The sequence below is a fragment of the Leifsonia lichenia genome (genome assembly GCF_054780215.1).
In genome coordinates, this window is record NZ_BAAGWT010000001.1 from 861,406 (window position 1) to 884,651 (window position 23,246).

Genomic DNA, 23,246 nt, shown 5'->3' on the forward strand with positions numbered 1-23,246 from the left:
GCTCGAACGGCGACGAGCGGTTCCGAACTGCCGCGGGCGCGCCTGCGTGGCGGTTCGGAACCACTCCTCGGGATGCGCCTCGGTCAGACCGTGAACTCGACGGCCTCGGACAGCTCGGCCACCGAGACGCCCACCCGCACCGCGTACACACCGGCCTCCGTGCGCCAGGCGTGGTCCTCCACCGACCAGTACTGCAGCGAGCGCGGCTCGACGGAGATGGATGCGACCGTCGCCTCTCCCGCATCCGCCCGCACCACCGCGTACCCGGCCAGCCAGAGCACGGGGCGCTCCACCTCCGAGCCGGATACGCGCGACAGGTACACCTGCACCACCTGCTTGCCTCCACGGTCGCCCACGTTCGTCACCGGCACACTCACCGTGAGCGCGCCCGCAGCGTCGTCGATGCCCGGCGTTCCGAGCTCCCACACGGTGTATCCGAGGCCGTGCCCGAACGGGATGGCGGGGGCGGGGCCGCCTGCCGCCTGACGGCGCAGCCACTCGCGGTAGCCGACGTTCAGCTTCTCGTCGTAGTAGAGCTGCCCGTCGACCGGCTCGACCTGCCAGACCGGCACGTCGTCCTCCGTCGCGGCCCAGGTGGTCGGGATGCGCCCGCCGGGCTCCACCGCGCCGGTGAGCACGTCGGCAAGGGCGTGCCCCAGCTCCTGACCGGGGAACCAGGTGAGGAGCACGGCCGGCGCCTCGTCGAGCCAGGGCAGGATGACCGGGCCGCCGGAGTTGACGACGACGACCGTCCTCTGGTTCGCCGCGACCACGCGCCGCACCAGTTCGTCCTGGCCGTCCGGCAGCCGGAGGCCGGTGCGGTCGAACCCTTCGGATTCGAGCTGCTCCGTGGTGCCGACGATTACGACGGCGACATCCGATGCCGCGGCCAGTTCGTCCGCGCGCTCCAGCTCGTCCTCCGCCGTGCCGAACGGCTCCTCGTAGCCGAGGGTGAACATCACTGCGGCGAGGCCGAGCTGCTGCTGCGGGCGGTGCTCCAGCCGCAGCGACACCGACTGCCCTGCCGTGAGCTGGAGCGGGAACGACTGCTTGGGCGGGTTCAGGAACGCCATGAACGGGTCCGTGCCCTCCGGGAAGAACAGGCCGTCGCTCTTCAGTTCGCCGTCCACCTCGAACCGGAACAGTCCGAGCCCGGCGAAACCGACCGCGTACTCGCCGTCCTCCGGCGCGGTGAACGTGGTGGTCGCCTCGACGACCGCGGTGTCTGCGAGCACGGGGTCGCCCAGCCAGGTCAGCCGCCCGCTGCCCCTGTGCTCGTCCAGCACGACGCCGCCGTCCGCGTCGAGGAAGCGCACGTGCACGCCCGTCTCACCGGTCGCGGGGTCGACGGCGACCGTCGCATCCACCGGCAGCAGCGAATCGGATGCGCGCACACCGGGCGCGAACGACACCCGGTCGCCCCCGAACGCCTCAGCGATGCCGTCCAGCGGACTCACGACGTGGTCGGGGAAGACCGTCGCCGATCCGCCACCCTGGCTGCGGGCGATGCGAGCGTGCTGTCCGATCACGGCGATCGTGCCCGGCGTCGTTCCGAGCGGCAGCACAGCAGTGGATGCGTCTCCCCCACCGTTCTTCACCAGCACCATGCCGTCCGCGGCGGCTTCGCGCAACAGCGCATCCACCCGCTCGGCCGGCCACGGCTCGGCGAGCGGGGTCGCAGCGGGCACGCCGTCGAGGGCGCCGAGGCGTCCGGCGAGGCGCAGGATGCGCAGCACCTTCTCGTCGATGTCCGTCTCGGAGACCTGGCCGGAGCGCACGGCCTCGACCAGCGCATCCCCCCAGACGCCTTCCGGGCCCGGCATGGCCAGATCCTGCGCCGAGGCTCCCGCAGCGACCGTGTCGCGCACGCCCATCCAGTCGGAGACGACGACGCCGTCGAAGCCCCACTCGTCCTTCAGCGGCGAGCGCAGCAGGTCGTTCTCGCTCATGGTCACGCCGTTGACCGAGTTGTACGACGACATCACCAGCCACGCCCCGCCCTCGGTGACCATGCGCTCGAACGGCGCGAGGTAGACCTCGCGGAGGGTGCGCTCATCCACGTTGATGTTGACCGTCATGCGGTCGGTCTCGCTGTCGTTGGCCACGAAGTGCTTGGGGGTCGCGCCGACGCCGCAGGACTGCACGCCCTTCACGAAGGCCGTGCCGACGATGCCGGAGAGCCACGGGTCCTCGCTGTATGCCTCGAAGTGGCGTCCGCCGCGCGGCGACCGCTGGATGTTCACGGTCGGGCCGAGCGCGACGCCGACGCCCTTGCGGCGCGCCTCCGCCGCGATGAGCTGCCCGAGCGCGTGGACGCGCTCCACATCCCAGGATGCGGCGAGCGCGGTCGGCGACGGAAGGTTCGCCGAGCTGTCCCGTTCGTCCCAGAGCTGCCCGCGCACACCGGCAGGGCCATCGGAGACGACGATGGTGTCGAGCCCGATCTGCGGTTCGCTGTTCAGCGTCCAGAACGATGCGCCGGTGAGCAGGCGCACCTTCTGCTCCAGGCTGAGGCTGGAGACGAGCCCGGCGACGAAGGCGTCGGTGTCGGTGGTGGTGTCGGTGGTGTCGGTGTCGGTGGTGGTGTCGGTCATCGCTGGTACGTCTTTCGGTTCTGTGGCGCTCTGGGTCAGCGCACGGACTTGATCGGGAGGACGGCGAACGCTCCGACGAGCGCGAGCACGATCCCGACCGGGAAGAGGGGTGTGTATGAGCTGAAGGCGAAGACGAGGAGTCCTGCCACACCCGGCGCGAGCGTCTGCGGAAGCGTCGCCGCGATGTTGAGCACGCCCAGGTCTTTGGCGAAGTCCTCCTTGGACGGCAGGACCTCGCTCATCAGCGCGGTGTCGACGGCCTGGTATGCGCCGAAGCCCAGGCCGGACACGAAGGCGAACAGCAGCATTCCGGTCACGTTCGGCAGGATGAGGGGGAACACCAGGGAGACGGCCATCACGGTGCCGGCGATGATCACGACGATCTTCCTGCGGCCGATCCTGTCGGATACGGGACCGCCGATGAGGGTCGTGATGATGATGCCGACGAGGCTGGTCAGACTCAGCACGGGCACCAGGCCGACGGCCTTGTCCCCCAGCCCGATGTAGTGCTGCAGGATGTAGAGCTGGAACCCGGTGACCATGAAGTAGCCCGCGTACAGCAGCAGGCGTCCGGTGAAGCCCCAGAAGAAGTCGGGGTGCTTGCGCGGGCTGACCCAGAACGTCTGCAGGAACGCGGTGAAGCTGAACGGGGGCTTCGGCTCCGCCTTGTTCGACGCATCCGGGTTGAAGAGGACGAACAGGACGATCACGATGAGCGCGATGCCGGCGAAGGTCAGGTATCCCGCAGGGATGGCCTTGGCGAACTGGGCTCCGGCGATCGAGCCGCCGAGGGAGCCGAGCATCAGGCCGAGGCCGGACAGCGAGGAGAACGTGCCGCGCGCTCCGCTCGGGACGCGGTCGGGCAGGATCGCGCTCAGCGGCCCCTGTGCGAAGTTGAAGGTGATCTGGACCATGACCCACCCGACGGTGAGCTGCACGATTCCGTTGGCCGCACCCATGAAGAGGAGGGAGAGCCCGCCGAGCAGGACGCCGAGGACCATCCAGGGCGCACGGCGGCCGAACCGGCTGCGCGTGCGGTCGGAGACGAGACCTGCGAGCGGCTGGGCGACCATCGCGGCGAACGCTCCGATGGTCGCCACGAGTCCGAAGACCGGCCCGCTCGCCTGATCGCCGACGATGCCCTGCACCTGGAGCGGGAGCAGCACGCCGGGCACGGCGCCCCAGATGGCGAAGATCGCGATGTTGCCGACCATCATCGACAGCATCAGCTTGAGCAGCTTGCCGCGGACCTTGACCTTGGCGGGGGTCTGCGCCGAGACGGCGGAGGTGGGAGCCGCGCTGAACGGGCTGCCTGCGGTGGTGATGGTGGAGGCGAGGGATGCGCTCTCCGGCACGCCGGAGAGGTTCGAGGGGATCGTGGGCCGCACCGGTCGTGCGGGGGTGGGATCGGTGGCTTCTTCCGACGGCGTTGTCACTGGGGGTGTCCTTTCGAGCAGGCGACGTTGCGTGCTAACACGCGTAACCATAGGACAATGAATTCATTAATACAAGCCATTGCTCGGTTTCTGCTTACCCGTGTAACCATCAGCGCACCTCCGGCCTAGACTGAGACCAGGATGTTCACCCCTCACGTCGTCAAAGCCCCGACGAGCGCCGACGTCGCCCTCGCGGCCGGCGTCTCGCGCGCGACGGTCTCGTTCGTGCTCAACGACAAACCCAACTCGCGCGTCTCCGACGACACGAGACACCGCGTCCTCGAAGCCGCCCGGCTGCTCGGCTACACGCCCAACACGGCGGCCAGGTCGCTGGCCAGCGGGGAGGCCGTCTCCGGGTTGCTGCTCGCCGCATTCAGCCACGACAGCGGCGCCACCCTGGAACGCGCGTTCGCCTCCCTCCTCACCCGCACCATCGACGACGGAGTGGATGCGCTCAGCCACGCCGAGACCGACCTCGTCGGCGCCGAGGCGGGCCAGCTCTGGGCCAGGCTCCGCCCGGAGGCCGTGCTCGCCGAGGCGGCGCGCTGCGACGCGGAGGCCACCGCGCTGCTGCGCCTCGCCGGTGTGCGCGCGCTGATCGTGCACGGCCAGGAGCCCGTCGGATACGCGCCGACCCTCGTCGTGCCGCAGGAGCCGTTCGGCGAGGCCGCCGTCAGCCACCTGACGTCGCTCGGTCACGACCGGATCGTGTTCCTCGCGCCGACGGCAAACGCGGCCGCGGCGACAGCGAGCGCCAGGCTCGCCGGTGCGCAGGCGGCGGCGGAACGCTCCGGCGCGACGCTGACGGTGACTCACGCGGGCACGTCGGCCGCTTCCCTCCGCGACTGGGCGCGCAACTGGCGCTACGACCCCGCGCGGCCGACCGCCGTCGCCGCCTACGACGACCGCCTCGCGATGGCGGTCATCCGCGCTCTCGCCGATGCGCGCATCCACGTGCCGGGCGACGTCTCGGTGATCGGCGCGGACGACCACCCCGCCGGAGCCGAGTTCGTCCCCCGCCTGAGCACGGTCGCGTTCGACGCCGACGCCCTCGCCGCCACCCTGCACGACGCATACAGCAGGATGCGCGCCGGCGAGCGCGTCGAGCGCGTCGACGCTCCCCCCGTGCGCGCCATCCCACGCGAGTCGACCGCGCCGCGCTAGCCCCGCCGCCGCCCGCCGCCCGTCTCCCGCCCGACGCAATCGAGCCCAGGCTTTTTCACCGCAAACGCGCGTCTTGCGGTGAAAAACCCTGGGCTCGATTGCTGCGGCGGCCGGGATTCAGGCGATTCCCGGCGACGAAGGCGACGATGAAGCCCGGCACCGAGAGGATGACATGTCCACGAACTCCAAGAACGAGCGCTCCCGCGAGGCGAAGGCGGCAGCGCGCGCCAGGTCAGCGGAGCTGATCCGCCAGCAGAAGCTGCGCGACCGGCGACGCCGCGTGCTGGTCTGGGGCGGCGGGGGCCTGGCCGTCGTGCTCGTCGGCGCGATCGTGACGTCGGTGATCGTGGCGAACGCCGGACCCAAAGCGGCAGACGCTGCGGCCGTCCCTTCGGTCGCGCCGACTGTCGCGGCCGGAGCCGAATCCGCGCCGCCGTGGAACGCCCCCTCCGACCCGACCGCCCGCGCCAAGGCCGCCGGACTCACCATGCTGAGCAGCGAGGGCACGGTGGAGCACATCCACTCGCACCTCAGCGTCACGGTCGATGGTGAGCACGTCCAGGTGCCTGCGCTCCTCGGGATCGACGAGAAGGCCGCATCCATCTCGCCGCTGCACACGCACGACACGTCGGGCATCGTGCACGTCGAGTCGCCGGTCAAGACCACGTTCACGCTCGGTCAGGTGTTTACCGAGTGGGATGTGGCGCTCGCGTCCGGCCGGATCGGCTCGTTCTCAGCGGCGGCGGGAGACACGGTCACGACCTTCGTCGACGGCAAGCCCGCCACCGGCGACCCCGCCGCGATCGCCCTCGCCGACCACGAAGACATCGACATCGTCGTCACCGCATCCGGCACCCCCACCACCCCGCCTGCACCCTTCACCTGGCCGTCCGGCTACTGACCCCACACCATCGAGCCCAGGCTTTTTCACCTTAAGCGCGCGTCTTACGGTGAAAAAGCCTGGGCTCGATTGCTAGGCGACGGCGTCGCGGGCGGCGGTGAAGGCGGTGACGCAGCGACGGATCTCCTCGTCGGTGTGCGCCGCCGAGAGTTGCACGCGAATGCGGGCGCGGCCGCGCGGCACCACGGGGAAGGAGAACGCCGTCACGTAGACGCCGAGCCGTTGCATCTCGTCGGCGATGCGCGCGGTGAGCGCCGCGTCGCCGAACATGACGGGCACGATCGGATGCTCGCCCGGCAGCAGGTCGAAGCCCGCCTCCGTCATCAGCGAACGGAACAGCGCCGCGTTGGCGACGAGCTGCGCACGCAGGTGGTCGGACTGCTCCAACAGGTCGAGCGCGGCGATGGTGCCCGCGACGATCGACGGCGCGAGCGTGTTCGAGAACAGATACGGCCGTGCGCGCTGGCGCAGCAGGTCCACGATCTCGCGGTGCGACGACACGTAGCCTCCGGATGCGCCGCCCAGCGCCTTCCCGAACGTTCCGGTGTAGATGTCCACCCGGTCCGCGACCCCGCAGAACTCCGGCGTGCCACGCCCGTGCTCCCCGACGAACCCGACAGCGTGCGAGTCGTCCACGAACACGAGCGCGCCGAACTCGTCTGCCAGGTCGCAGATCTCCCGCAGCGGAGCGATGTAGCCGTCCATCGAGAACACGCCATCGGTGACGATCACGGTGTGGCGGGCGCCCGCATCCCGTGCTGCGGCGAGCTGACTGCGCAGGTCGGCCAGGTCGCGGTTCTTGTACCGGTAGCGCTGTGCCTTGGAGAGCCGGATGCCGTCGATGATGGATGCGTGGTTCAGCTCGTCGGAGACGATCGCGTCCTCCGCGGTGAACAGCGTCTCGAACACCCCGCCGTTCGCGTCGAAGCACGAAGAGAACAGGATGGTCGCCTCCGTGCCGAGGAACTGCGACACGCGTCGCTCCAGTTCGAGGTGCTGCTCCTGCGTTCCGCAGATGAACCGCACGCTCGCGAGGCCGTAGCCCCACTCGTCGAGCGCCCGCTTGGCCGCATCCACCAGCGCAGGGTGGTCAGCGAGGCCGAGGTAGTTGTTGGCGCAGAAGTTCAGCACCTCGGCGCCGTCCGCCGTGATCAGAGCCGACTGGGGACCGTGGATGCTGCGCTCGCGCTTGGTGAGCCCCGCCTCCTCGATCTCGTCGAGCTGCGTCGCGACCGTGTCCCGAAACGTTCCGTACATCAGAGCTCCGTCCAATCCAGGATGACCTTGCCGCCGTCGGCCGCCGCTGCGGCGGCGAACCCCTTCTCCCAGTCCCGTGCGGGGAACCGGTCGGAGACGACGGAGGCGATGGCGTCGCGCAGCGTCGCGGAGGTCTGCAGCATCGCGCCCATCGCGTTCCAGGTCTCGAACATCTCGCGGCCGTAGATGCCTTTGAGGGTGAGCATGTGGGTGACGACGTTGCCCCAGTCGATCGCGATCGGGGCGGACGGCAGGCCGAGCATCGCGATGCGGCCGCCGTGGTTCATGTTCTCGATCATCCCCGGCAGCGCGGTCGGCGCACCGCTCATCTCGAATCCGACGTCGAAGCCTTCGCGCATCCCGAGCGCCTGCTGCGCCGACCGGATGGGCGCCCGCGAGACGTCGACCGTGTAGTCGGCTCCCATGCCCTCGGCGAGCGCGAGCCTGGCCGCGCTGATGTCCGTGCCGACGATGAAGCGCGCTCCGACGTGCCTGGCGACCGCGATGGCCATGAGGCCGATGGGACCGCATCCCGTGACCAGCACGTCCTCGCCCACGACAGGGAAGGCGAGCGCCGTGTGCACGGCGTTGCCGAGCGGGTCGAACAGGGCGCCGACCTCGGGTTCGATGGTGCTGTGGTGCACCCACACATTGGTGGCCGGCAGGGTGAGGTATTCGGCGAACGCACCGTTGCGCTGCACGCCGAGACCTTTGGTGCGGATGCACATCTGGCGGCGGCCGGCGCGGCAGTTGCGGCAGGTTCCGCAGACGATGTGCCCTTCGCCGGAGACCAGGTCGCCCACGGCGACATCGTGCACCAGCGGCCCGACTTCGACCACCTCGCCGAAGAACTCGTGGCCGGGGATCAGCGGCGTGACCACGGCGGACGCCGCCCAGTCGTCCCAGCGCTGGATGTGCAGATCGGTTCCGCAGATGCCTGTTCGGAGCACGCGGATCTTGACGTCCTCCTGCCCGATCTCGGGTTCCGGTACGTCGACCAGTTCGAGACCCGGTCCGGCCTCGCTCTTGAAGAGAGCCTTCATCGCCACCTTCCTTGTGGACAGCCCCTCGTGGGGGTTCGTGAAGCAGTTCGGGATGCGCGGCCCTCGTGGGGCGGCGCATCTCGCCGCTGACAGCCTAGACGCTCTGCCGCTTCTGGCACCCGGGTGTGACGGAGCCGTCTGCAACATGTAGATAAAACATGTTACGTTTCAACGTCGACTATCAAAGGAGGACGTTGTGCCATGGACAGGACGACCCGCCGTCCACCGCCAGCGACTGATCGACCGGCTCGACCGGGGCGCCAACCTGACGGTCGTCACTGCGCCGGCCGGCGCGGGGAAGTCAGTGCTGCTCGCGCAGTGGAAACAGTGGCTGCACGACCGCGGCCGCACCGTGCTGTCCACCAGCATCGACGCATCCCATCCCTCTGAGCAGCTCCTCTGGGAGCAGGCGGTGCACCAGCTCGCCGCCACCGGCGCGGTCAGCGACCCGGACGAGCTTGACCACGATGCGCGCGGCTTCTGGAGCCTGCGCGACCTCGACGCCGCGATGATCCGCGTGTTCGGCAACCTCACCGACGAGTGCGTGCTCATCATCGACCGTGCCGAGCGCGTCGACCCCGACTCGCTGATGGGCAGAGTGCACCGCATCCTCGACCGCGCGCCGCTGCTGCGCGTCGTCGTCTCGACCAGGCGCCCGATCTGTCCGACGCACCTCCCGATGTTCCTCGGTGGGGCAGCGAGCTTCCTCGACGGGACCGACCTGGCGCTCACCCCGGCGGAGAGCGCAGAGATTCTCGACGGCGTGACGACGCAGCCGGTCGCCGCCGAGGTCGCGGCCGCGGCCACGACGCCGATGTCGGCGCGCATCCTCGGAATGGCGTTGCGGCTGGGGCACCTCCAGCCGGATGACGGCGCTGCCGCTCCCCGACTCGTCGCCGACGCGACCATCGACACGTTCGCGTTCGCCGACTCCCCGGAAGCGCAGCGCCGGTTCCTGCTCGAGACGGCGATTCCGAGCATTGCGAACTGCGACGTCGCGGAACGACTCGGCTGGGGCGACGACGCCCGCACCTTCTTCGACAGGGCGCAGGAGGCCGGGCTCGGGCACTGGGAGACCAGGCTCGGGCAGGAGTGGTTCAGCTACACGCCGCTGTTCCGGGTGGCGCTGCTCGGCCGCCTGGCAGAACGTCCGGTCGAGGAGGTCAGGCGCGTCCGTCGCATCGTCGCGCTCTGGGCGGCCGATCACAGGCTGCCGATCGAGGCGGTCGAGAACGCACTCGGCAGCCACGACTTCGATCTCGCGTCTCGGCTGTGCAGGCGGTTCTGGTTCCCTATCGCCCAGACGGCGCCGGAGGCGGCGATCCGCATGATGCGTCGAGTGCCGGGCTCCGAACTGGCCAGGCACTCGACGCTGTCGGTGTTCTGCGCGCTCATGTTCACCGCGGTCGGCCAGCGCCTGCGCGCGCTCCCGCACTTCCGCAGGGGCACGGCCGTGACGAGGTCGTCTCGCAGCGAGCCGGACGACAGGGTGGAGCTGGTCTGGGTGCTCGCGATCCGGGCGCTCGCCGAACGGTTCACTTTCCGCTATCGGGAGTCCGGTGCCACCGCCCGCAGAGTCGTCGATCTCGTCGGCGGCCTCACGGAGCGGGAGCTGACGGAGGTGGAGAACTCCGTCTCCCTGTTCCTGTCGGACTCCGGGTGGAGCCTGTTCTACGACGCCGCGTTCGGCGAGGCGGCGAACGCGCTCCACCTCGGCCTCGAGTTCCGCGTCGAGGACGACAACGCCGGCTGGTATCACTGCGCCTCCCTGCTCGCCGCGCTCCGCGCGCTCCAGGGACGCATCGCCGACGCTCGCTCGGCGCTCGCGCTCATCGAGGCGGCGAACGTGCCTGAGCACTGGAGGGTCGACATCTTCGGCGTGCCCGAGCAGATCGCGCAGGCGATCGTCGCGTGCGCCGAGCTGGACGTCGAACGTGCCCAGGCCCACCTCGACTCCATCGCCTTCCACAACACCAGCACCGACCACTGGCCGTTCCTGGTGGGAGTGCAGGCCACCGTCCTCGCGATGACCGGACAGAGAAGGGAGGCGCTGATCCACGTCGAAGCCGCACTGCAGCCGGGAGCCCACCAGAAGACGTCTGCGTTCGCTGAGCAGTTCGTGCTCACGCTTGGCGGGATCATCAGCGTCAGCAACGGGCATCCCCTGCCGAAGTCGAAGCTGTCCCGCGGCTTCGGCGTCGCTCCCCGGATGCTCGGCGCGATGCAGGCGCACCTGCGCGGCGCGCACGACGAAGTGCTGGTGATCGCCGGCGCGATCGCCGACGGGCGCTCCCCGGAGGACAACCGGTTCGCCCGCGTCACCACGAAGCTGCTGTGCGCCATCGCCGCCGCGGCCCTCGACCGGCACGAGTTCGCGGCGCGCGCCGCCTCCGAGGCGTGCGCCTCCCTCGCCGCGGACGAGTCGTTCCTGTCGTTCCTGCTGCTGTCCCGAGTGGATGTGGAACTCATCCGGGAGCTGCTGTCCGGCCAGAACGCCGCCTTCGTCGACAGCTACCTGGAGCGCACCTCCGGCCGGCCCGACCTGTTCCAACCGCTCGCATCCCTGGTGACGCTGACGACGAGGGAGCAGGCGGTCCTCAGCGCGATGGCGACGCATCCCACGGTGGGCGACGCTGCTGCGAGCCTGCACGTCTCGCCGAGCACGGTGAAGAATCAGCTCAGGTCGGCGTACCGCAAGCTCGGGGTGAGCACCAGGGCCGACGCTCTCCTCCGGGCGAGCGAGCTCGGCCTGCTGGGAGAGGGGTGAGGGCGCGTCCGTCGAATGCCAGAACCCGACTCTGATTTCGACGGCCGCGCCCTCGTGGGTATCGATCCGACCTGAGCTCTCCGTGTTGACCCCGGCCGTTTCGATGTCTCAACGCTATGGCCGCCGGGCGACCGCGCGGTGCCGATCCCCGCTGGGCACCGCGCTTTTAGTCCCTCCTTTGGTACCCCGTGCGGCGGCGCCCGCCCGCTGCGCCCGCCCGCTGCGCCCGCGCCGTGCCGCGTCATCATCGCTGACCGCTGGCATCTCTTCGTACGAGGGTCGTCCGCGACCCAGCGAAAGGATACGCATGACCAATCACGACGGCCCATGGCCCACGGGCACCCCCTCCTGGACCGACCTGCAGGTGGCCGACGTCGCCGCGGCGCGTGGCTTCTACGCCTCCCTGCTCGGCTGGGACATCGAGGACGGACCTGAGGACGCCGGCGGCTACCTCATGGCCCTCCTGAACGGTCGCCCCGTCGCGGGCATCGGGCCGAAGACGGCGGAGGACCCGACCCCGAGCGCGTGGATGACCTACCTCGCCACCGACGATGCCGACGCGACGGCGAAGCGCATCGTGGATGCGGGCGGCAGCGTCTTCATGCCGCCGTTCGACGTGCTCGACGTCGGGCGCATGACCGTCGCCGCCGACGCGGGCGGCGCGGTGTTCGGTGTCTGGCAGGGCACGAAGCACCAGGGCGCCGGCATCGTGAACGAACCGGGGGCGCTGTGCTGGAACGAGGTGCACACCCGTCACTACGCGGCCACCACAGCGTTCTACTCGACCGTCTACGGCTACGACTTCGCCGAGATCGGCGACGGTGAGCACTTCACGTACAGCGTCGCCGCACTCACGCCCGGCGGACCGCAGATCGCGGGTGTGCTCGACGATCCGGCCCTGCCGGAGGGGGTCGACGGGTACTGGCTCACCTGGTTCGCCGTCGCCGACGTCGATGGCGCTGCCGTCCATGTCACCCACCTCGGCGGCAGGATCGTCGCACCACCGGCGGACAGCCCGTTCGGCCGCATGGCGATCGCGACCGGCGCCCAGGGCGAGACGTTCGGCCTCATCGCGCTGGACTGAAGCGCCCACTCGTGCGAAAGGCGCGGCCGGCGTGTTGCCGACCGCGCCTTTCGCACGACTGGTGGACGCGTCAGTCGCGGTCCAGGGGACGCCAGACGACAACCTGGTTGCTGCGACGCACGCGGGTGCCGGCGCGCATCGAGATGACCTCGCCGGCCGAGCCGGCCGCGAAGACGCGGTGCCCTGGCCGGTTCAGGAGCTCGTCGGCCAGCGCCGTTTCGAGTTCCCGCACCCGCTTCGTGAGCGCGCCCACCTGATCCTCCAGGTTCAGGATGCGCCGGATGCCCTCCAGGCTCACGCCCTCGGCTCCGAGCCGCGCGATCTCCTGCAGCTTCGCCACGTCGCGCATCGAGTACCGGCGCGACTTGCCCGCCGTCCTGCTCGGGCTGACCAGCCCGAGCCTGTCGTACTGGCGGAGGGTCTGTGGATGCATCCCCGCCAGTTCGGCCGCGATCGAGATCACGAAGACCTGGCTGTCCTCATCCATAATCAGGTGCGCGCCTTCGCGAGCAGGTCCTCGCGGGGGTTCTCGTCCGGGAGCTTCTCCGCGAACGCCTTCAGCGCGTCCTGAGCCTCGGCGGACAGGTGAGACGGAACAGCCACCTGCACCACGGCGAGGAGGTCGCCCGTGCCCTTGGCCGTCTGCACACCTCGCCCCTTGACGCGCAGCACGCGGCCGCTCGGCGTGCCGGGAGCGACGCGCAGCTTGACCGGGTCGCCGCCCAGCGTCGGCACCTCGATGGTCGCACCGAGCGCCGCTTCGGCGAACGTCACGGGGACGGTCACGCGCAGATTGAGGCCGTCGCGCTCGAACACGGGGTGCTTGCGCACGGTGACGGTGAGCACGATGTCGCCTGCCTCGCCGCCGTCCGGGCTCGGCTGGCCCTTGCCGCGGAGCTTGATCTTCTGGCCGTCTGCGACGCCGGCGGGGATCTTGACCTTGATCGGCTTGCCGTCCGACGCCTGCAGCGTGATGGTCTCGCCCTTGGTGGCCGTCACGAAGTCGATGGTGGTGTGCGCGGTCACGTCGCGGCCGCGGGTCGGTCCGCCGTAGCCGCGGAACCCTCCGCTGGACGAACCGAAGCCGCCGCCGCCCTGGCCGAACAGCCCTCCGAACACGTCGTCGAAGTTGCCGCCCTGCTGGTAGCTGTAGCCGCGGTTGCCGCCCTGGCCGAACATCCCGCCGAACACGTCGTCGAAGCCGCCCTGACCTGCGGAGCCCGGCGCGGTGAAGCGGGCGCCGGAGCCCATCGCGCGGATCTGGTCGTACTCCTTGCGCTGCTCAGGGTCGCCGAGCACCGAGTGCGCTTCGCTGATCTCCTTGAACTTGGCCTCTGCGGCCGGGTCGCCCGGATTGGAGTCGGGGTGGTACTTGCGCGCGAGCTTGCGGTAGACCTTCTTGAGCTCCGCGGGGGTGACGTCTTTGGAGACGCCGAGAACCTTGTAGAAGTCCTTGTCGAACCAGTCCTGGCTTGCCATGGCGCCTCCTTCCTAAGCCTGTGGTGGTGTGTATGAAGTCTGCATGTATTCGTGGCGCGCGTCACGGAAGCGGCGGGATGCGTATCCCGCCGCTTCGCGTGTCACGTGCATCCGGCTGTCGGGGATCAGGCCGGGACCGCGACGACGACCTTGGCCACCCGCACCGTGGTGGAGCCGAGCCGGTAGCCCGTCTCGACCACGTCGGCGACGGTTTCCACCGTGACGCCGGGGGTCGGCTGCTGGAAGATCGCCTCGTGGATCTGCGGATCGAACGGCTCGCCCTTCTCGCCGTACGGCGTGAGGCCGAGACGTTCCACCGTGGTGCGCAGCTTGGCCGCGATCGTGGCGAACGCGCTGCCATCTTCGAGGTCGCCGTGCTTGTCAGCACGGTCGAGGTCGTCGAGCACGGGAAGGAGTCCCTTCACCGTGTCGCCGACCGCGCGTTCGCGCTCGATCTCGCGGTTGGACTCGGTGCGCTTGCGGTAGTTCGCGTACTCCGCGGTGACCCGCTGAAGGTCGGCGAGCCGTTCCGCAGCGAGCTGGTCCGCCGTCGACTGGCCGCTGAGCACGTCCAGGTCTTCGTCGGAGAGGAAGGACCCGAGGTCCTCTCCGTCGGCGGGGCCGACGTCGACGATTTCCTCGTGGGCGAGGTCGGGGCCGGCGCCGCTTCCGTCTCCGGAGGCTGCGCCGGCATCCTGACCGTCGCCGTCCTGGCCATCCTGCCCGGCCTGCGGCTGCCGAACCTTGCCGGTCTCGGGGTCGATCCTCCGCTTGTCGCGGACGACCGGCTCCTCGCGCTCAGGGTCTTCGCCCTGCCCGTTGGGGTTCTGGTCCGACATCGTTACTTCTTCTCCTCGTCTTCGACGACCTCTGCGTCGATGACGTCCTCGTCCGAGTTCTCCTCGGCGGGCTGGTCACCGGCAGGAGCCTGCTCACCGGTGGTCGCGTCGGCCTGAGCGGACGAGTAGATCGCCTCTCCGAGCTTCTGCTGGCTCGCGTTGAGCTTGTCGTATGCGGTCTTGACTGCGTCCTCGTCGTCTCCGGCGAGCGCGGTCTTCAGCGCGTCGACGTCGCCCTGGACCTCGTTCTTGACGTCCTCGGGGAGCTTGTCCTCGTTGTCCTTGATCAGCTTCTCGATCGAGTATGCGAGCTGCTCGGCCGTGTTGCGGGTCTCGGCGGTCTCACGACGCTTCTTGTCCTCTGCGGCGTGCTCCTCTGCCTCGCGCACCATGCGCTCGATGTCGTCCTTCGGCAGCGACGAGCCGCCGGTGATCGTCATCGACTGCTCCTTGCCGGTGCCCTTGTCCTTGGCGGACACGTGCACGATGCCGTTCGCGTCGATGTCGAAGGTGACCTCGACCTGCGGGATGCCGCGGGGAGCCGGGGCGATTCCGGTGAGCTCGAAGGTGCCGAGCGGCTTGTTGTCGCGAGTGAACTCGCGCTCGCCCTGGAAGACCTGGATGGCGACGGACGGCTGGTTGTCGTCCGCGGTCGTGAAGGTCTCGCTGCGCTTGGTCGGGATCGCGGTGTTGCGGTCGATGAGCTTCGTCATGATGCCGCCCTTGGTCTCGATGCCGAGGCTCAGCGGGGTGACGTCGATGAGGAGGACGTCCTTGCGCTCTCCCTTGAGGACACCGGCCTGGAGGGCGGCGCCGACGGCGACGACCTCGTCAGGGTTGACGCCCTTGTTGGGCTCCTGCCCACCGGTCTCCTGCTTCACCAGCTCGCTCACGGCGGGCATACGGGTGGAGCCGCCGACGAGCACGACGTGCGCGATGTCGGACACCTTGATGCCCGCCTCGCGGATGACGTCCTGGAACGGCTTCTTGGTGCGGTCGAGGAGGTCGCTGGTCATCTGCTCGAACTGGGCGCGGGTGAGCGTCTCGTCGAGGTTGGCCGGGCCGTTCTCGGTGAGCGAGAGGTACGGGAGCTGGATGCTCGTCGACATGCTCGACGACAGCTCCTTCTTGGCCTGCTCAGCAGCTTCCTTGAGGCGCTGCAGCGCGATCTTGTCCTTGGAGACGTCGACACCGGTCGAGTCCTTGAAGCGCTTGATGAGCCACTCGACGATGCGCTGGTCCCAGTCGTCTCCACCGAGGCGGTTGTCACCGGCGGTCGCGCGGACCTGGATGGTCGAGAAGTCGTCGTCCTTGCCCACCTCGAGGAGGGAGACGTCGAACGTTCCACCACCGAGGTCGAAGACCAGGATGAGCTCGTCTTCCTTGCCCTTGTCGAGGCCGTATGCAAGCGCGGCGGCGGTCGGCTCGTTGATGATGCGGAGCACGTTGAGGCCCGCGATCTCTCCGGCCTCCTTGGTGGCCTGGCGCTCTGCGTCGTTGAAGTACGCGGGGACGGTGATGACCGCATCCGTGACGGTGTCGCCGAGGTACTGCTCAGCGTCCCTCTTGAGCTTGGCGAGGATGCGCGCGGAGATCTCCTGCGGGGTGTACTTCTTGCCGTCGACATCGACCGTCCAGTCGGTGCCCATGTGGCGCTTGACCGACGCGATGGTGCGGTCGACGTTGGTGACGGCCTGGCGCTTCGCGGTCTCGCCGACCAGCACCTCGCCGTCCTTGGTGAACGCGACGACCGACGGGGTGGTCCGGAAGCCTTCCGCGTTGGCGATGACGGTGGGCTCGCCGCCCTCGAGGACGGAGACGACGGAGTTCGTGGTTCCGAGGTCGATTCCTACTGCACGTGACATATGTGCTTTCTCCTTTTGTTGCTGACTGTGTGGCTGAAAAATCTGGGGTCAAGAGTTGAGTCCCGACGGCTCAAGTGTCGCATCCACTGGTGAGCCTGTCAAGCCGAGGATCCAAAACTTGAGCACACTTGACTCAACTTTGATCGCGGGTCGTTCATTCCCGGAATCTGCGAGAGATGACAAGTTTCCTTGACTCGGTCGTGCGGCCTTTCTACGATCGGGCTATGACAAGCGACCTTGACTCCGGAGGCGAATCCCCCACGGAGCTGCGACGCCAGCGCGCCTTCCACATCCAGATGCGGGTGGCGGCCGGCTGCTTCCTTCTCGCCAGTTTCGCGCTGGCCACCTGGGGGCACGCGAACACCCCCTGGCGCCTGCCGCTGGCCTTCCTCCCGCTGCTCGTCGCCGTGTGGATGGTGGTCACGATCGTGCTGCGGGTGCGGAAGATGGACGAGTACCAGCGCAAGCTGTTCTTCCCCGGCCTGGCGGTCGGCTTCACCGTCGCGATGCTCGCCGCCATTGCAATCGGCACGCTCAGCTCGGCCGGGCTCGCGGTGCCGAACGGCGGCTGGATCATCTCGATCGCCGGAGTCCTGGCCTGGGAGGGCACCAACCTCGTGACCGGAGCCCCGACCACCTGATGGAGAACATCATGCGCGCCGAGCGCGAGCAGCGCGGCTGGACGCAGGCGGTGCTCGCCGAACGGCTGGAGGTCTCACGGCAGACGGTGGTCGCACTGGAGACGGGGAAGTACGACCCGTCGCTTCCGCTGGCGTTCCGCATCTCGCGGCTGTTCGAGAAGCCGATCGAGGTGCTGTTCCTCCCCGGCGACGCGCCGTGAGGGCTCGGGCGCGCTCCGTGGGCGCCTAGCTTCGGACGAGCATCCCCCGCCCGGCGTAGAAGCGCTGGAAGTCGTCGACATGCAGGGACGCATCCGCCGCCGTCGCGCCGATCCCAGACGGGTTGTGGAACGAGACGGTCTCGCCGTCGAACCCGTGCACGAGGACCAGGTGGCCGCCGACCCGGTCGTTCTGCCGCTCCGGGAAGCGGATCTCGGGCGTGACCGAGGCGATGGCGACGACGCCGCGCCCAGTGGATGCGGACCGCTCGACGAACGCGGACCGCCCGACGGACTCGAAGTGCTCCCGCGCCGTCGACCCCTCCACCACCTCGCCGTCGAGCCCGAATTCGGCGGCGATCCAGGACAGGAACGGGCGGTAGTAGAGGCCGCGTACGGTGTCGGCCTCGGGGATCAGCGCACCAGCGGACGTCGCGCCGTCGATCAGGTCGCGCATTGTCGCAGCCGCTGCGGCAGGGCGCCAGACGCGCATCACCGAGCGCAGGCAGGCCAGGCCGCACACATTGCTGGCCCAGTAGCGGTACTCGTCTGCGGAGGCGTACCCATCCCGCGCCCAGTCGTGCAGCGCCGCCGGATCCTCGCCGCGCACGATCAGCGCCTCGTTGCAGCGCGGGTCGCCCCACTGCGACTCGTACGGAAAGCGCGCGACCCCCGGATTCACACCGCCTCCACAAGGACCGTCGATAGCGTGCTGTTCATGGATTCGGAGTCCCTTCCCGTCGATCACAACGGCCCGCTGCTGTCGTCGCGCGCCATCGAAGCGCTGCAGAACATCGACGCGGCGACACTCGACGAGGTGCAGGCGTTCCGCACGGACTTCGCGCGGTTCATCATGCCCTACAAGTTCGGCATCGACGAGATCTCGACCAAGGTGTCGATCCTCCGCGAAGAGTTCGCCGAGCTCCACGACTACAACCCGATCGAGCACATCACCAGCCGCCTCAAGTCGGCGGAGAGCATCGAGCAGAAGATCATCCGCAAACAGTGCGACCCGTCGTTCGACGCGATCCGCGAGTCGATCACCGACATCGCGGGCATCCGCATCGTCTGCAGCTTCGTCTCGGACGTCTACCACGTGTTCGAGCTGCTTTCCGCTCAGGCCGACGTCAACGTGCTGCGCGTGAAGGACTACATCGGGCATCCAAAGCCCAACGGCTACAAGAGCCTGCACGCGATCGTGGAGGTGCCCGTCTTCCTGTCGGACGGGCCGATCGCGGTTCCGGTCGAGATCCAGATCCGCACCGTCGCGATGGACTTCTGGGCGAGCCTGGAGCACAAGATCTACTACAAGTACGACGGCGAGGTGCCGGAAGAACTGCTCCGCGACCTCACCGACGCCGCCGTGAAGGCCAACCAGCTCGACATCACCATGGAGAGCCTGCACCGGCAGGTGCGCGGCAAGAGCGGCACCCAGTACACGCTGCCGATCGCGATCTAACAGCACGCCACTGCGAACGGCGAGATGCCAGTATCTGCGGCCGGGATCGCGTGATCGGCTGCAGTTACTGGCATCTCGTTCGCTTCAGTAGCCGACCACGCCGGTGAAGTCGGGGGAGCCGTCCGCCTTCGCGGGCAGCGGCTGGCCGCTGATGTAGCGCGGCCACTCCAGCCGGAGTCCCCCTGCCGCATCGAGCCGCGGGTACGCGGCGGTCGGCAGCGCCGGAGCCGAGGATGCGACCGGGGGCGCGGCGGGCGGCGGCGCAGGCGCGAACGTCGACGCGGCAGGCTGCGCGAACTGGGGCGCGGTGGCCTGCGCGAATTGCGCACCAGCTGCCGGCGCGAACTGTGCCCCGCCGGCCGGAGGCGGCGCAGGCGCGAACGCTTCCGGCTGCTGCGGAGGCCACGGCTGGGGCCGCTCCGCCTTCGGCCCGAACAGCGTGTAAGTGAGCGGGATCAGGATGGTTCCCAGCGCATCCAGGATCGCCACCACCCCCAGCAGACGCCAGTACGTCTCGCCGAAGTCCACGGTCGGCAGCGCGAGCGGAACGGACAGCCCGAGGGTGAGCAGCGCGACCAGGAGCAGCGTGGCAACCGTGACCTTGCTCATCACCGGGCCGGTGAAGCGCCGCTGCGTGTTCAGCACCAGGTGGATGTGCAGGAGCCCGAGCCGTGTCACGATCACCAGCGCGATCCACGCGAACGGCTCCCACCACGGCCCGTGCGCGAAGGGGTCGGCGGGGTTGACGGCGACGGGCACCCAGATCTTCGCCAGCCCCGCCATCAGCAGGTACGCCGACGTGATCACGCTCACCACGCCGAACCAGGCCGCCCGCCTGGCGGAGACGTCGGCGTCGTACCAGGACACCAGCGAGAAGAACACCAGCAGCGCGATCGTGCCGATGAGCCGCCAGCAGGTCTCGTCGAACCGGCCGATCACCACCGCGTACACACCCACCAGGGCCGCCGCGATGAGCGCTCCGATCACGATGCGCGGCAGCAGGTGCCGCACCCAGCCGTACTGCCGGACTTCGTTCGCCGTCGCCGTCATGTGAGCCTCCCGTGCCGTGTATGCCGCTCCGGACATATGCGAGCCAGGAGCACCTTCGGCGCGAGCCTATCCGCGGCGGGGAGACGGCGATAACCGTGACCGCACGGATCATCGGCACAGGGCACGCCACGACCCCGCGGTTCACCCACCGGCTACCCCGACGCCATACGCTGTGCTCATGAGCACTCCCCCGAGCGCGAACGGCAACGACGCCGACCGCGGCACCCAGCCTCCGTCAGCGCCAGCCGACCCGTCGTCGGCGAGCCCGGCGCCAGCCTCGACGCCAGCCGACACGGCGGCCGTGCCGGCCAGCACCGACGCGCTGGTCACCTCGGCGTCTCCGCTGTTCGTCGACAGCTCGGCCGAGCGCCGCATCCCGCGTCGTCAGGTGGTGTCGTGGGCGCTCTGGGACTGGGGCGGCGCGGCGTTCAACGCGGTCATCACGACCTTCGTGTTCACCGTCTACCTCACGGGCAGCCTGTTCGTCGATCCCGCTCTCGTCGCCGCACGGGATGCGGAGACCGACCTGAAGGGACCGGCCCACGCCGCCGTCACGGCTGCCGAGGCCCCGCTGTCGAGCGGGCTCGGCTGGGGGCTCGCCATCGCGGGAATCGTGGTCGCACTGATCGCGCCGGTGCTCGGGCAGCGCACGGACGGCTCCGGCCGCCGCAAACTGTGGCTCGGCATCAACACCGGCGTCGTCGTGATCATGACCGCACTGATGTTCTTCGTCGTCGGCGCGCCGGGATACTTCCTGTTCGGCGTGGTCCTGGTGGCCGTCGGCACGATCTTCTACGAGATCGCGACCGTCAACTACAACGCGATGCTCGTGCAGGTGTCGACGCCGAAGACGGTCGGCAGGGTCAGCGGCTTCGGCTGGGGCGCTGGATACCTCGGCGGCATCGTGCTGCTCCTCATCGTCTACTTCGGTCTCGTCACCGGCAACGACGACGGAACGGGCGGGATGCTCCACGTCACCGAGGACGCCGGGCTCAACATCCGGATCATCGCGCTGATCGCAGCGGCCTGGACACTGATCTTCTCCCTGCCCGTGCTGATCGCCGTTCCGGAGATGCCTGTCGGCTCCCGACGGTCGCGGGTCGGGTTCTTCCAGTCGTACGGCGTGCTCGTGCGCGACATCGGACGGCTGTGGAAGGAGAGCCGCAACACCGTCCTGTTCCTCATCGCGTCTGCGCTGTTCCGCGACGGACTGGTGGGAGTGTTCACGTTCGGCGGCATCCTCGCGCAGGGCACGTTCGGGTTCAGCAGCGGCGACGTCATCATTTTCGCCATCGCCGCGAACGTCGTCGCCGGCATCAGCACGTTCGTGTCCGGCCGCTTCGACGACCGTTTCGGGGCCAAGCCCGTGATCGTCACCTCCCTGGTCGGCCTGGTGATCGCCGGGCTGGCCGTCTTCTTCGCGCACGACCTCGGCGCGACCGCGTTCTGGATCGGCGGCCTCGTGCTCTGCCTGTTCGTCGGGCCCGCACAGTCGGCGAGCCGCACGTTCCTCGCCAGGGTCACGCCTGCCGGCAGGGAGGGCGAGGTGTTCGGGCTCTACGCCACGACCGGACGCGCCGTCTCGTTCCTCGCGCCGCTGCTGTTCGCGACGTTCGTCGCGGTCGGCGGTGCGCAGTACTGGGGCATCCTCGGGATCGTCCTCGTCCTCGCTGCCGGGCTGGCCCTCCTCATCCCCGTCCGCGCCACCCGCTGACCGCTTCCACCCCTTCCCCCCATCATCGAGTCCGACGTTGTTCACGCGTGGCGACGGAGTGTCGCCGGAACACGTTCAGACTCGGCGGTCGGGGAGCTGGGCGAGGGCGGGGACGACGCGGTCGCGCAGAAGCGGGGCGAGGTCGCCGAACGGGTCGGCCTGACTGGACCAGCGAAGCTCCGCGATCTCGGCCGCGGCGACGGGGATGCCCGTGAGATCGGCGGTGAACACGGTCGCGTCGAGGACGTGTCCTGGCTCGTTGGCCGCGTCGGCCTCCCAGGCGCCGAGCAGACGCAGATCGCCACGGTCGAGGACGATGCCGACCTCCTCGCGCACCTCGCGCACGGCGGCCTCCGCCGCTGACTCGCCCGGTTCCGGCTTGCCGCCCGGCAGCATGAACCGCGAGGTGCCCTTCTTGCGCACGGTGAGCACGTCGCCGTCCTCCCGGACGAACGCGACGGCGGAGACGGTGATCACGGGATGGGCCATGGGACGAGCGTAGCGAGGGCGCATACCCAACCCGATCACCCGGCGCGCAGCCGGTCGAGCTTGCCGATGAGCGCCGCCCGCTCGGAGGGCGATGGTCTGAGGGCGAGGGCTTCCTCGAGGGCGGCGATCGCCGCATCCCGTCGCCCCAGCCGTGCGAGGAGTTCGCCGCGTGTCGCGGGGAGCAGGGTGGAGCCGGCGAGCTCGCCCCTGTCGATCATCGCGTCGACGAGCGCGATACCCGCAGCCGGGCCGTCCGCCATGGCGACCGCGACCGCGCGGTTCAGCTCGACCACCGGAGAGGGCGCCAGCCGGGCGAGCGCGTCGTAGAGCAGGACGACGCGCGCCCAGTCCGTCTCGGCCACCGAGGTCGCGACGGCGTGACACTCGGCGATCGACGCCTGCAGGCCGTACGCGCCGAGCCCCCTGCCCGCAGACGCCGCGTGCGCGAGGGCGGCTCTGCCACGCCGGATCGCGGCCGTGTCCCACAGCCGCCTGTCCTGGTCCTCCAGTAGCACCGGCTCGCCCGCCGCATCCATCCTGGCGGGGAAGCGCGCCGCCGTCAGCTCCATCAGGGCGAGCAGCCCGAACACCTCCGGCTCGGGGGCCAGACGCACGAGCACTCTGGCGAGCCGGCGCGCTTCATCGGCGAGGTCGGTGCGCATCCAGGTGTCTCCGGTGGATGCGAACGACCCTTCCGAGAAGATCAGGTAGACCACCTGCAGCACCGACCCCAGGCGTTCGGCTCGCTCGGCAGGCTCCGGCACAGCGAACGGGACTCTGGCCGCGGAGAGCGTCTTCTTCGCGCGGGTGATCCTGGCCTGAATGGTGGGCACCGGCACGAGGAACGCCCGCGCGATCTCGTCGCTGGTGAGACCACCGACGACCCGAAGCGTCAACGCGATGCGCGCCTCCTTCGAGAGGACGGGATGACAGCTCACGAACATCAGCGCGAGCACGTCGTCGTCGATAGCGCCAGGGTCGAACAGGGCGTCGACGCCCGGCTGCGTCTCCTCCAGGTCGCGGGCGAGCAGCGCATACCGGTCGTCGCGCGCCGACCTCCTGCGGAACGAGTCGATCGCGCGCCGTCGCCCGACGGTGAGCAGCCAGCCGGTGGGTTGGGCCGGCACACCGTCGACCGCCCAGGAGACGAGCGCCTCGGCGAGCGCCTCCTGGGCAAGGTCTTCAGCGAGCGCGAAGTCGCCGGTGTAGCGGGCGAGGGCGCCGACGATCCTCGCCGACTCCATCCGCCACACGGCTTCGACGGCTG

Annotated in this window: 20 protein-coding genes; 8 read left to right on the forward strand and 12 right to left on the reverse strand. The window is 69.4% G+C overall.

The window, feature by feature from the left end; genetic code table 11:
- Positions 1 to 83 precede the first annotated feature (83 nt).
- Complete coding sequence (locus ACYVGI_RS04075) at positions 84 to 2,594, reverse strand: beta-glucosidase H (protein WP_460631371.1); 2,511 nt, start codon at positions 2,592 to 2,594, stop codon at positions 84 to 86.
- A 35-nt stretch (positions 2,595 to 2,629) separates the two neighbouring features.
- Positions 2,630 to 4,030 (reverse strand): MFS transporter, encoded by a 1,401-nt coding sequence (locus ACYVGI_RS04080; RefSeq protein WP_460631372.1) that lies wholly within the window; start codon positions 4,028 to 4,030, stop codon positions 2,630 to 2,632.
- A 141-nt stretch (positions 4,031 to 4,171) separates the two neighbouring features.
- Between ACYVGI_RS04080 and ACYVGI_RS04085 the strand changes: the two genes are divergently transcribed.
- Both ACYVGI_RS04085 and ACYVGI_RS04090 read left to right on the forward strand, forming a co-directional pair.
- Positions 4,172 to 5,194 (forward strand): LacI family DNA-binding transcriptional regulator, encoded by a 1,023-nt coding sequence (locus ACYVGI_RS04085; protein WP_460631373.1) that lies wholly within the window; start codon positions 4,172 to 4,174, stop codon positions 5,192 to 5,194.
- 172 nt (positions 5,195 to 5,366) lie between these two features.
- A complete protein-coding gene (locus ACYVGI_RS04090; RefSeq protein ID WP_460631374.1) occupies positions 5,367 to 6,095 on the forward strand; it encodes a hypothetical protein in 729 nt (242 codons plus the stop codon).
- 72 nt (positions 6,096 to 6,167) lie between these two features.
- Here the strand turns inward: ACYVGI_RS04090 and ACYVGI_RS04095 are convergent, their stop codons facing one another.
- Together ACYVGI_RS04095 and tdh are read right to left on the reverse strand one after the other, a co-directional pair.
- Complete coding sequence (locus ACYVGI_RS04095; protein WP_460631375.1) at positions 6,168 to 7,352, reverse strand: glycine C-acetyltransferase; 1,185 nt, start codon at positions 7,350 to 7,352, stop codon at positions 6,168 to 6,170.
- Positions 7,352 to 8,395, reverse strand: a complete 1,044-nt coding sequence (gene tdh, locus ACYVGI_RS04100) for an L-threonine 3-dehydrogenase (protein ID WP_460631376.1) — start codon at positions 8,393 to 8,395, stop codon at positions 7,352 to 7,354. Before tdh ends, ACYVGI_RS04095 begins: the two co-directional genes overlap by 1 nt.
- Positions 8,396 to 8,591: 196 nt before the next feature.
- Between tdh and ACYVGI_RS04105 the strand changes: the two genes are divergently transcribed.
- The gene (locus ACYVGI_RS04105; RefSeq protein ID WP_460631377.1) at positions 8,592 to 11,162 is read left to right on the forward strand and encodes a LuxR C-terminal-related transcriptional regulator; all 2,571 of its coding nucleotides are present in this window, start codon (positions 8,592 to 8,594) and stop codon (positions 11,160 to 11,162) included.
- Positions 11,163 to 11,469: 307 nt separating this feature from the next.
- Positions 11,470 to 12,246, forward strand: a complete 777-nt coding sequence (locus ACYVGI_RS04110) for a VOC family protein (protein ID WP_460631378.1) — start codon at positions 11,470 to 11,472, stop codon at positions 12,244 to 12,246.
- A 70-nt stretch (positions 12,247 to 12,316) separates the two neighbouring features.
- Here ACYVGI_RS04110 and ACYVGI_RS04115 read toward each other — a convergent pair whose 3' ends face one another.
- The 4 genes from ACYVGI_RS04115 to dnaK form a co-directional block, all read right to left on the reverse strand.
- Positions 12,317 to 12,733: a heat shock protein transcriptional repressor HspR gene (locus ACYVGI_RS04115; RefSeq protein ID WP_460631379.1), complete on the reverse strand. Its 417-nt coding sequence runs from the start codon at positions 12,731 to 12,733 to the stop codon at positions 12,317 to 12,319.
- 2 nt (positions 12,734 to 12,735) lie between these two features.
- On the reverse strand, positions 12,736 to 13,725 hold the full coding sequence (locus ACYVGI_RS04120; protein WP_460631380.1) for a DnaJ C-terminal domain-containing protein: 990 nt from the start codon (positions 13,723 to 13,725) through the stop codon (positions 12,736 to 12,738).
- Positions 13,726 to 13,850: 125 nt separating this feature from the next.
- The gene (locus ACYVGI_RS04125; protein WP_460631381.1) at positions 13,851 to 14,564 is read right to left on the reverse strand and encodes a nucleotide exchange factor GrpE; all 714 of its coding nucleotides are present in this window, start codon (positions 14,562 to 14,564) and stop codon (positions 13,851 to 13,853) included.
- Between the two features lie 2 nt (positions 14,565 to 14,566).
- Complete coding sequence (dnaK, locus tag ACYVGI_RS04130; RefSeq protein ID WP_460631382.1) at positions 14,567 to 16,429, reverse strand: molecular chaperone DnaK; 1,863 nt, start codon at positions 16,427 to 16,429, stop codon at positions 14,567 to 14,569.
- A gap of 224 nt (positions 16,430 to 16,653) precedes the next feature.
- Here dnaK and ACYVGI_RS04135 point away from each other — a divergent pair, with 224 nt between their 5' ends.
- Positions 16,654 to 17,070 (forward strand): hypothetical protein, encoded by a 417-nt coding sequence (locus ACYVGI_RS04135; RefSeq protein ID WP_460631383.1) that lies wholly within the window; start codon positions 16,654 to 16,656, stop codon positions 17,068 to 17,070.
- Positions 17,071 to 17,081: 11 nt separating this feature from the next.
- Entirely contained in the window at positions 17,082 to 17,270 is a 189-nt protein-coding gene (locus ACYVGI_RS04140; protein ID WP_460631384.1) for a helix-turn-helix transcriptional regulator, read from the forward strand.
- A gap of 25 nt (positions 17,271 to 17,295) precedes the next feature.
- On the opposite strand, the gene ACYVGI_RS04145 is transcribed toward ACYVGI_RS04140, so the two are convergent.
- Complete coding sequence (locus tag ACYVGI_RS04145) at positions 17,296 to 17,949, reverse strand: cysteine peptidase family C39 domain-containing protein (protein ID WP_460631385.1); 654 nt, start codon at positions 17,947 to 17,949, stop codon at positions 17,296 to 17,298.
- 36 nt (positions 17,950 to 17,985) lie between these two features.
- On the opposite strand from ACYVGI_RS04145, the gene ACYVGI_RS04150 reads away from it, so the two are divergent.
- Positions 17,986 to 18,726 carry a GTP pyrophosphokinase gene (locus ACYVGI_RS04150; protein ID WP_460631386.1) on the forward strand — a complete coding sequence of 247 codons (741 nt, stop codon included), beginning with the start codon at positions 17,986 to 17,988 and terminating at the stop codon, positions 18,724 to 18,726.
- Between the two features lie 84 nt (positions 18,727 to 18,810).
- Here ACYVGI_RS04150 and ACYVGI_RS04155 read toward each other — a convergent pair whose 3' ends face one another.
- Positions 18,811 to 19,812: a hypothetical protein gene (locus tag ACYVGI_RS04155; protein ID WP_460631387.1), complete on the reverse strand. Its 1,002-nt coding sequence runs from the start codon at positions 19,810 to 19,812 to the stop codon at positions 18,811 to 18,813.
- A 142-nt stretch (positions 19,813 to 19,954) separates the two neighbouring features.
- Here ACYVGI_RS04155 and ACYVGI_RS04160 point away from each other — a divergent pair, with 142 nt between their 5' ends.
- Positions 19,955 to 21,490 (forward strand): MFS transporter, encoded by a 1,536-nt coding sequence (locus ACYVGI_RS04160; protein WP_460631388.1) that lies wholly within the window; start codon positions 19,955 to 19,957, stop codon positions 21,488 to 21,490.
- A gap of 75 nt (positions 21,491 to 21,565) precedes the next feature.
- On the opposite strand, the gene ACYVGI_RS04165 is transcribed toward ACYVGI_RS04160, so the two are convergent.
- Complete coding sequence (locus ACYVGI_RS04165) at positions 21,566 to 21,979, reverse strand: NUDIX hydrolase (RefSeq protein WP_460631389.1); 414 nt, start codon at positions 21,977 to 21,979, stop codon at positions 21,566 to 21,568.
- Between the two features lie 35 nt (positions 21,980 to 22,014).
- Positions 22,015 to 23,223, reverse strand: coding sequence for an RNA polymerase sigma factor (locus ACYVGI_RS04170; RefSeq protein ID WP_460631486.1), 1,209 nt, complete (start codon positions 23,221 to 23,223; stop codon positions 22,015 to 22,017).
- Positions 23,224 to 23,246 lie beyond the last annotated feature (23 nt).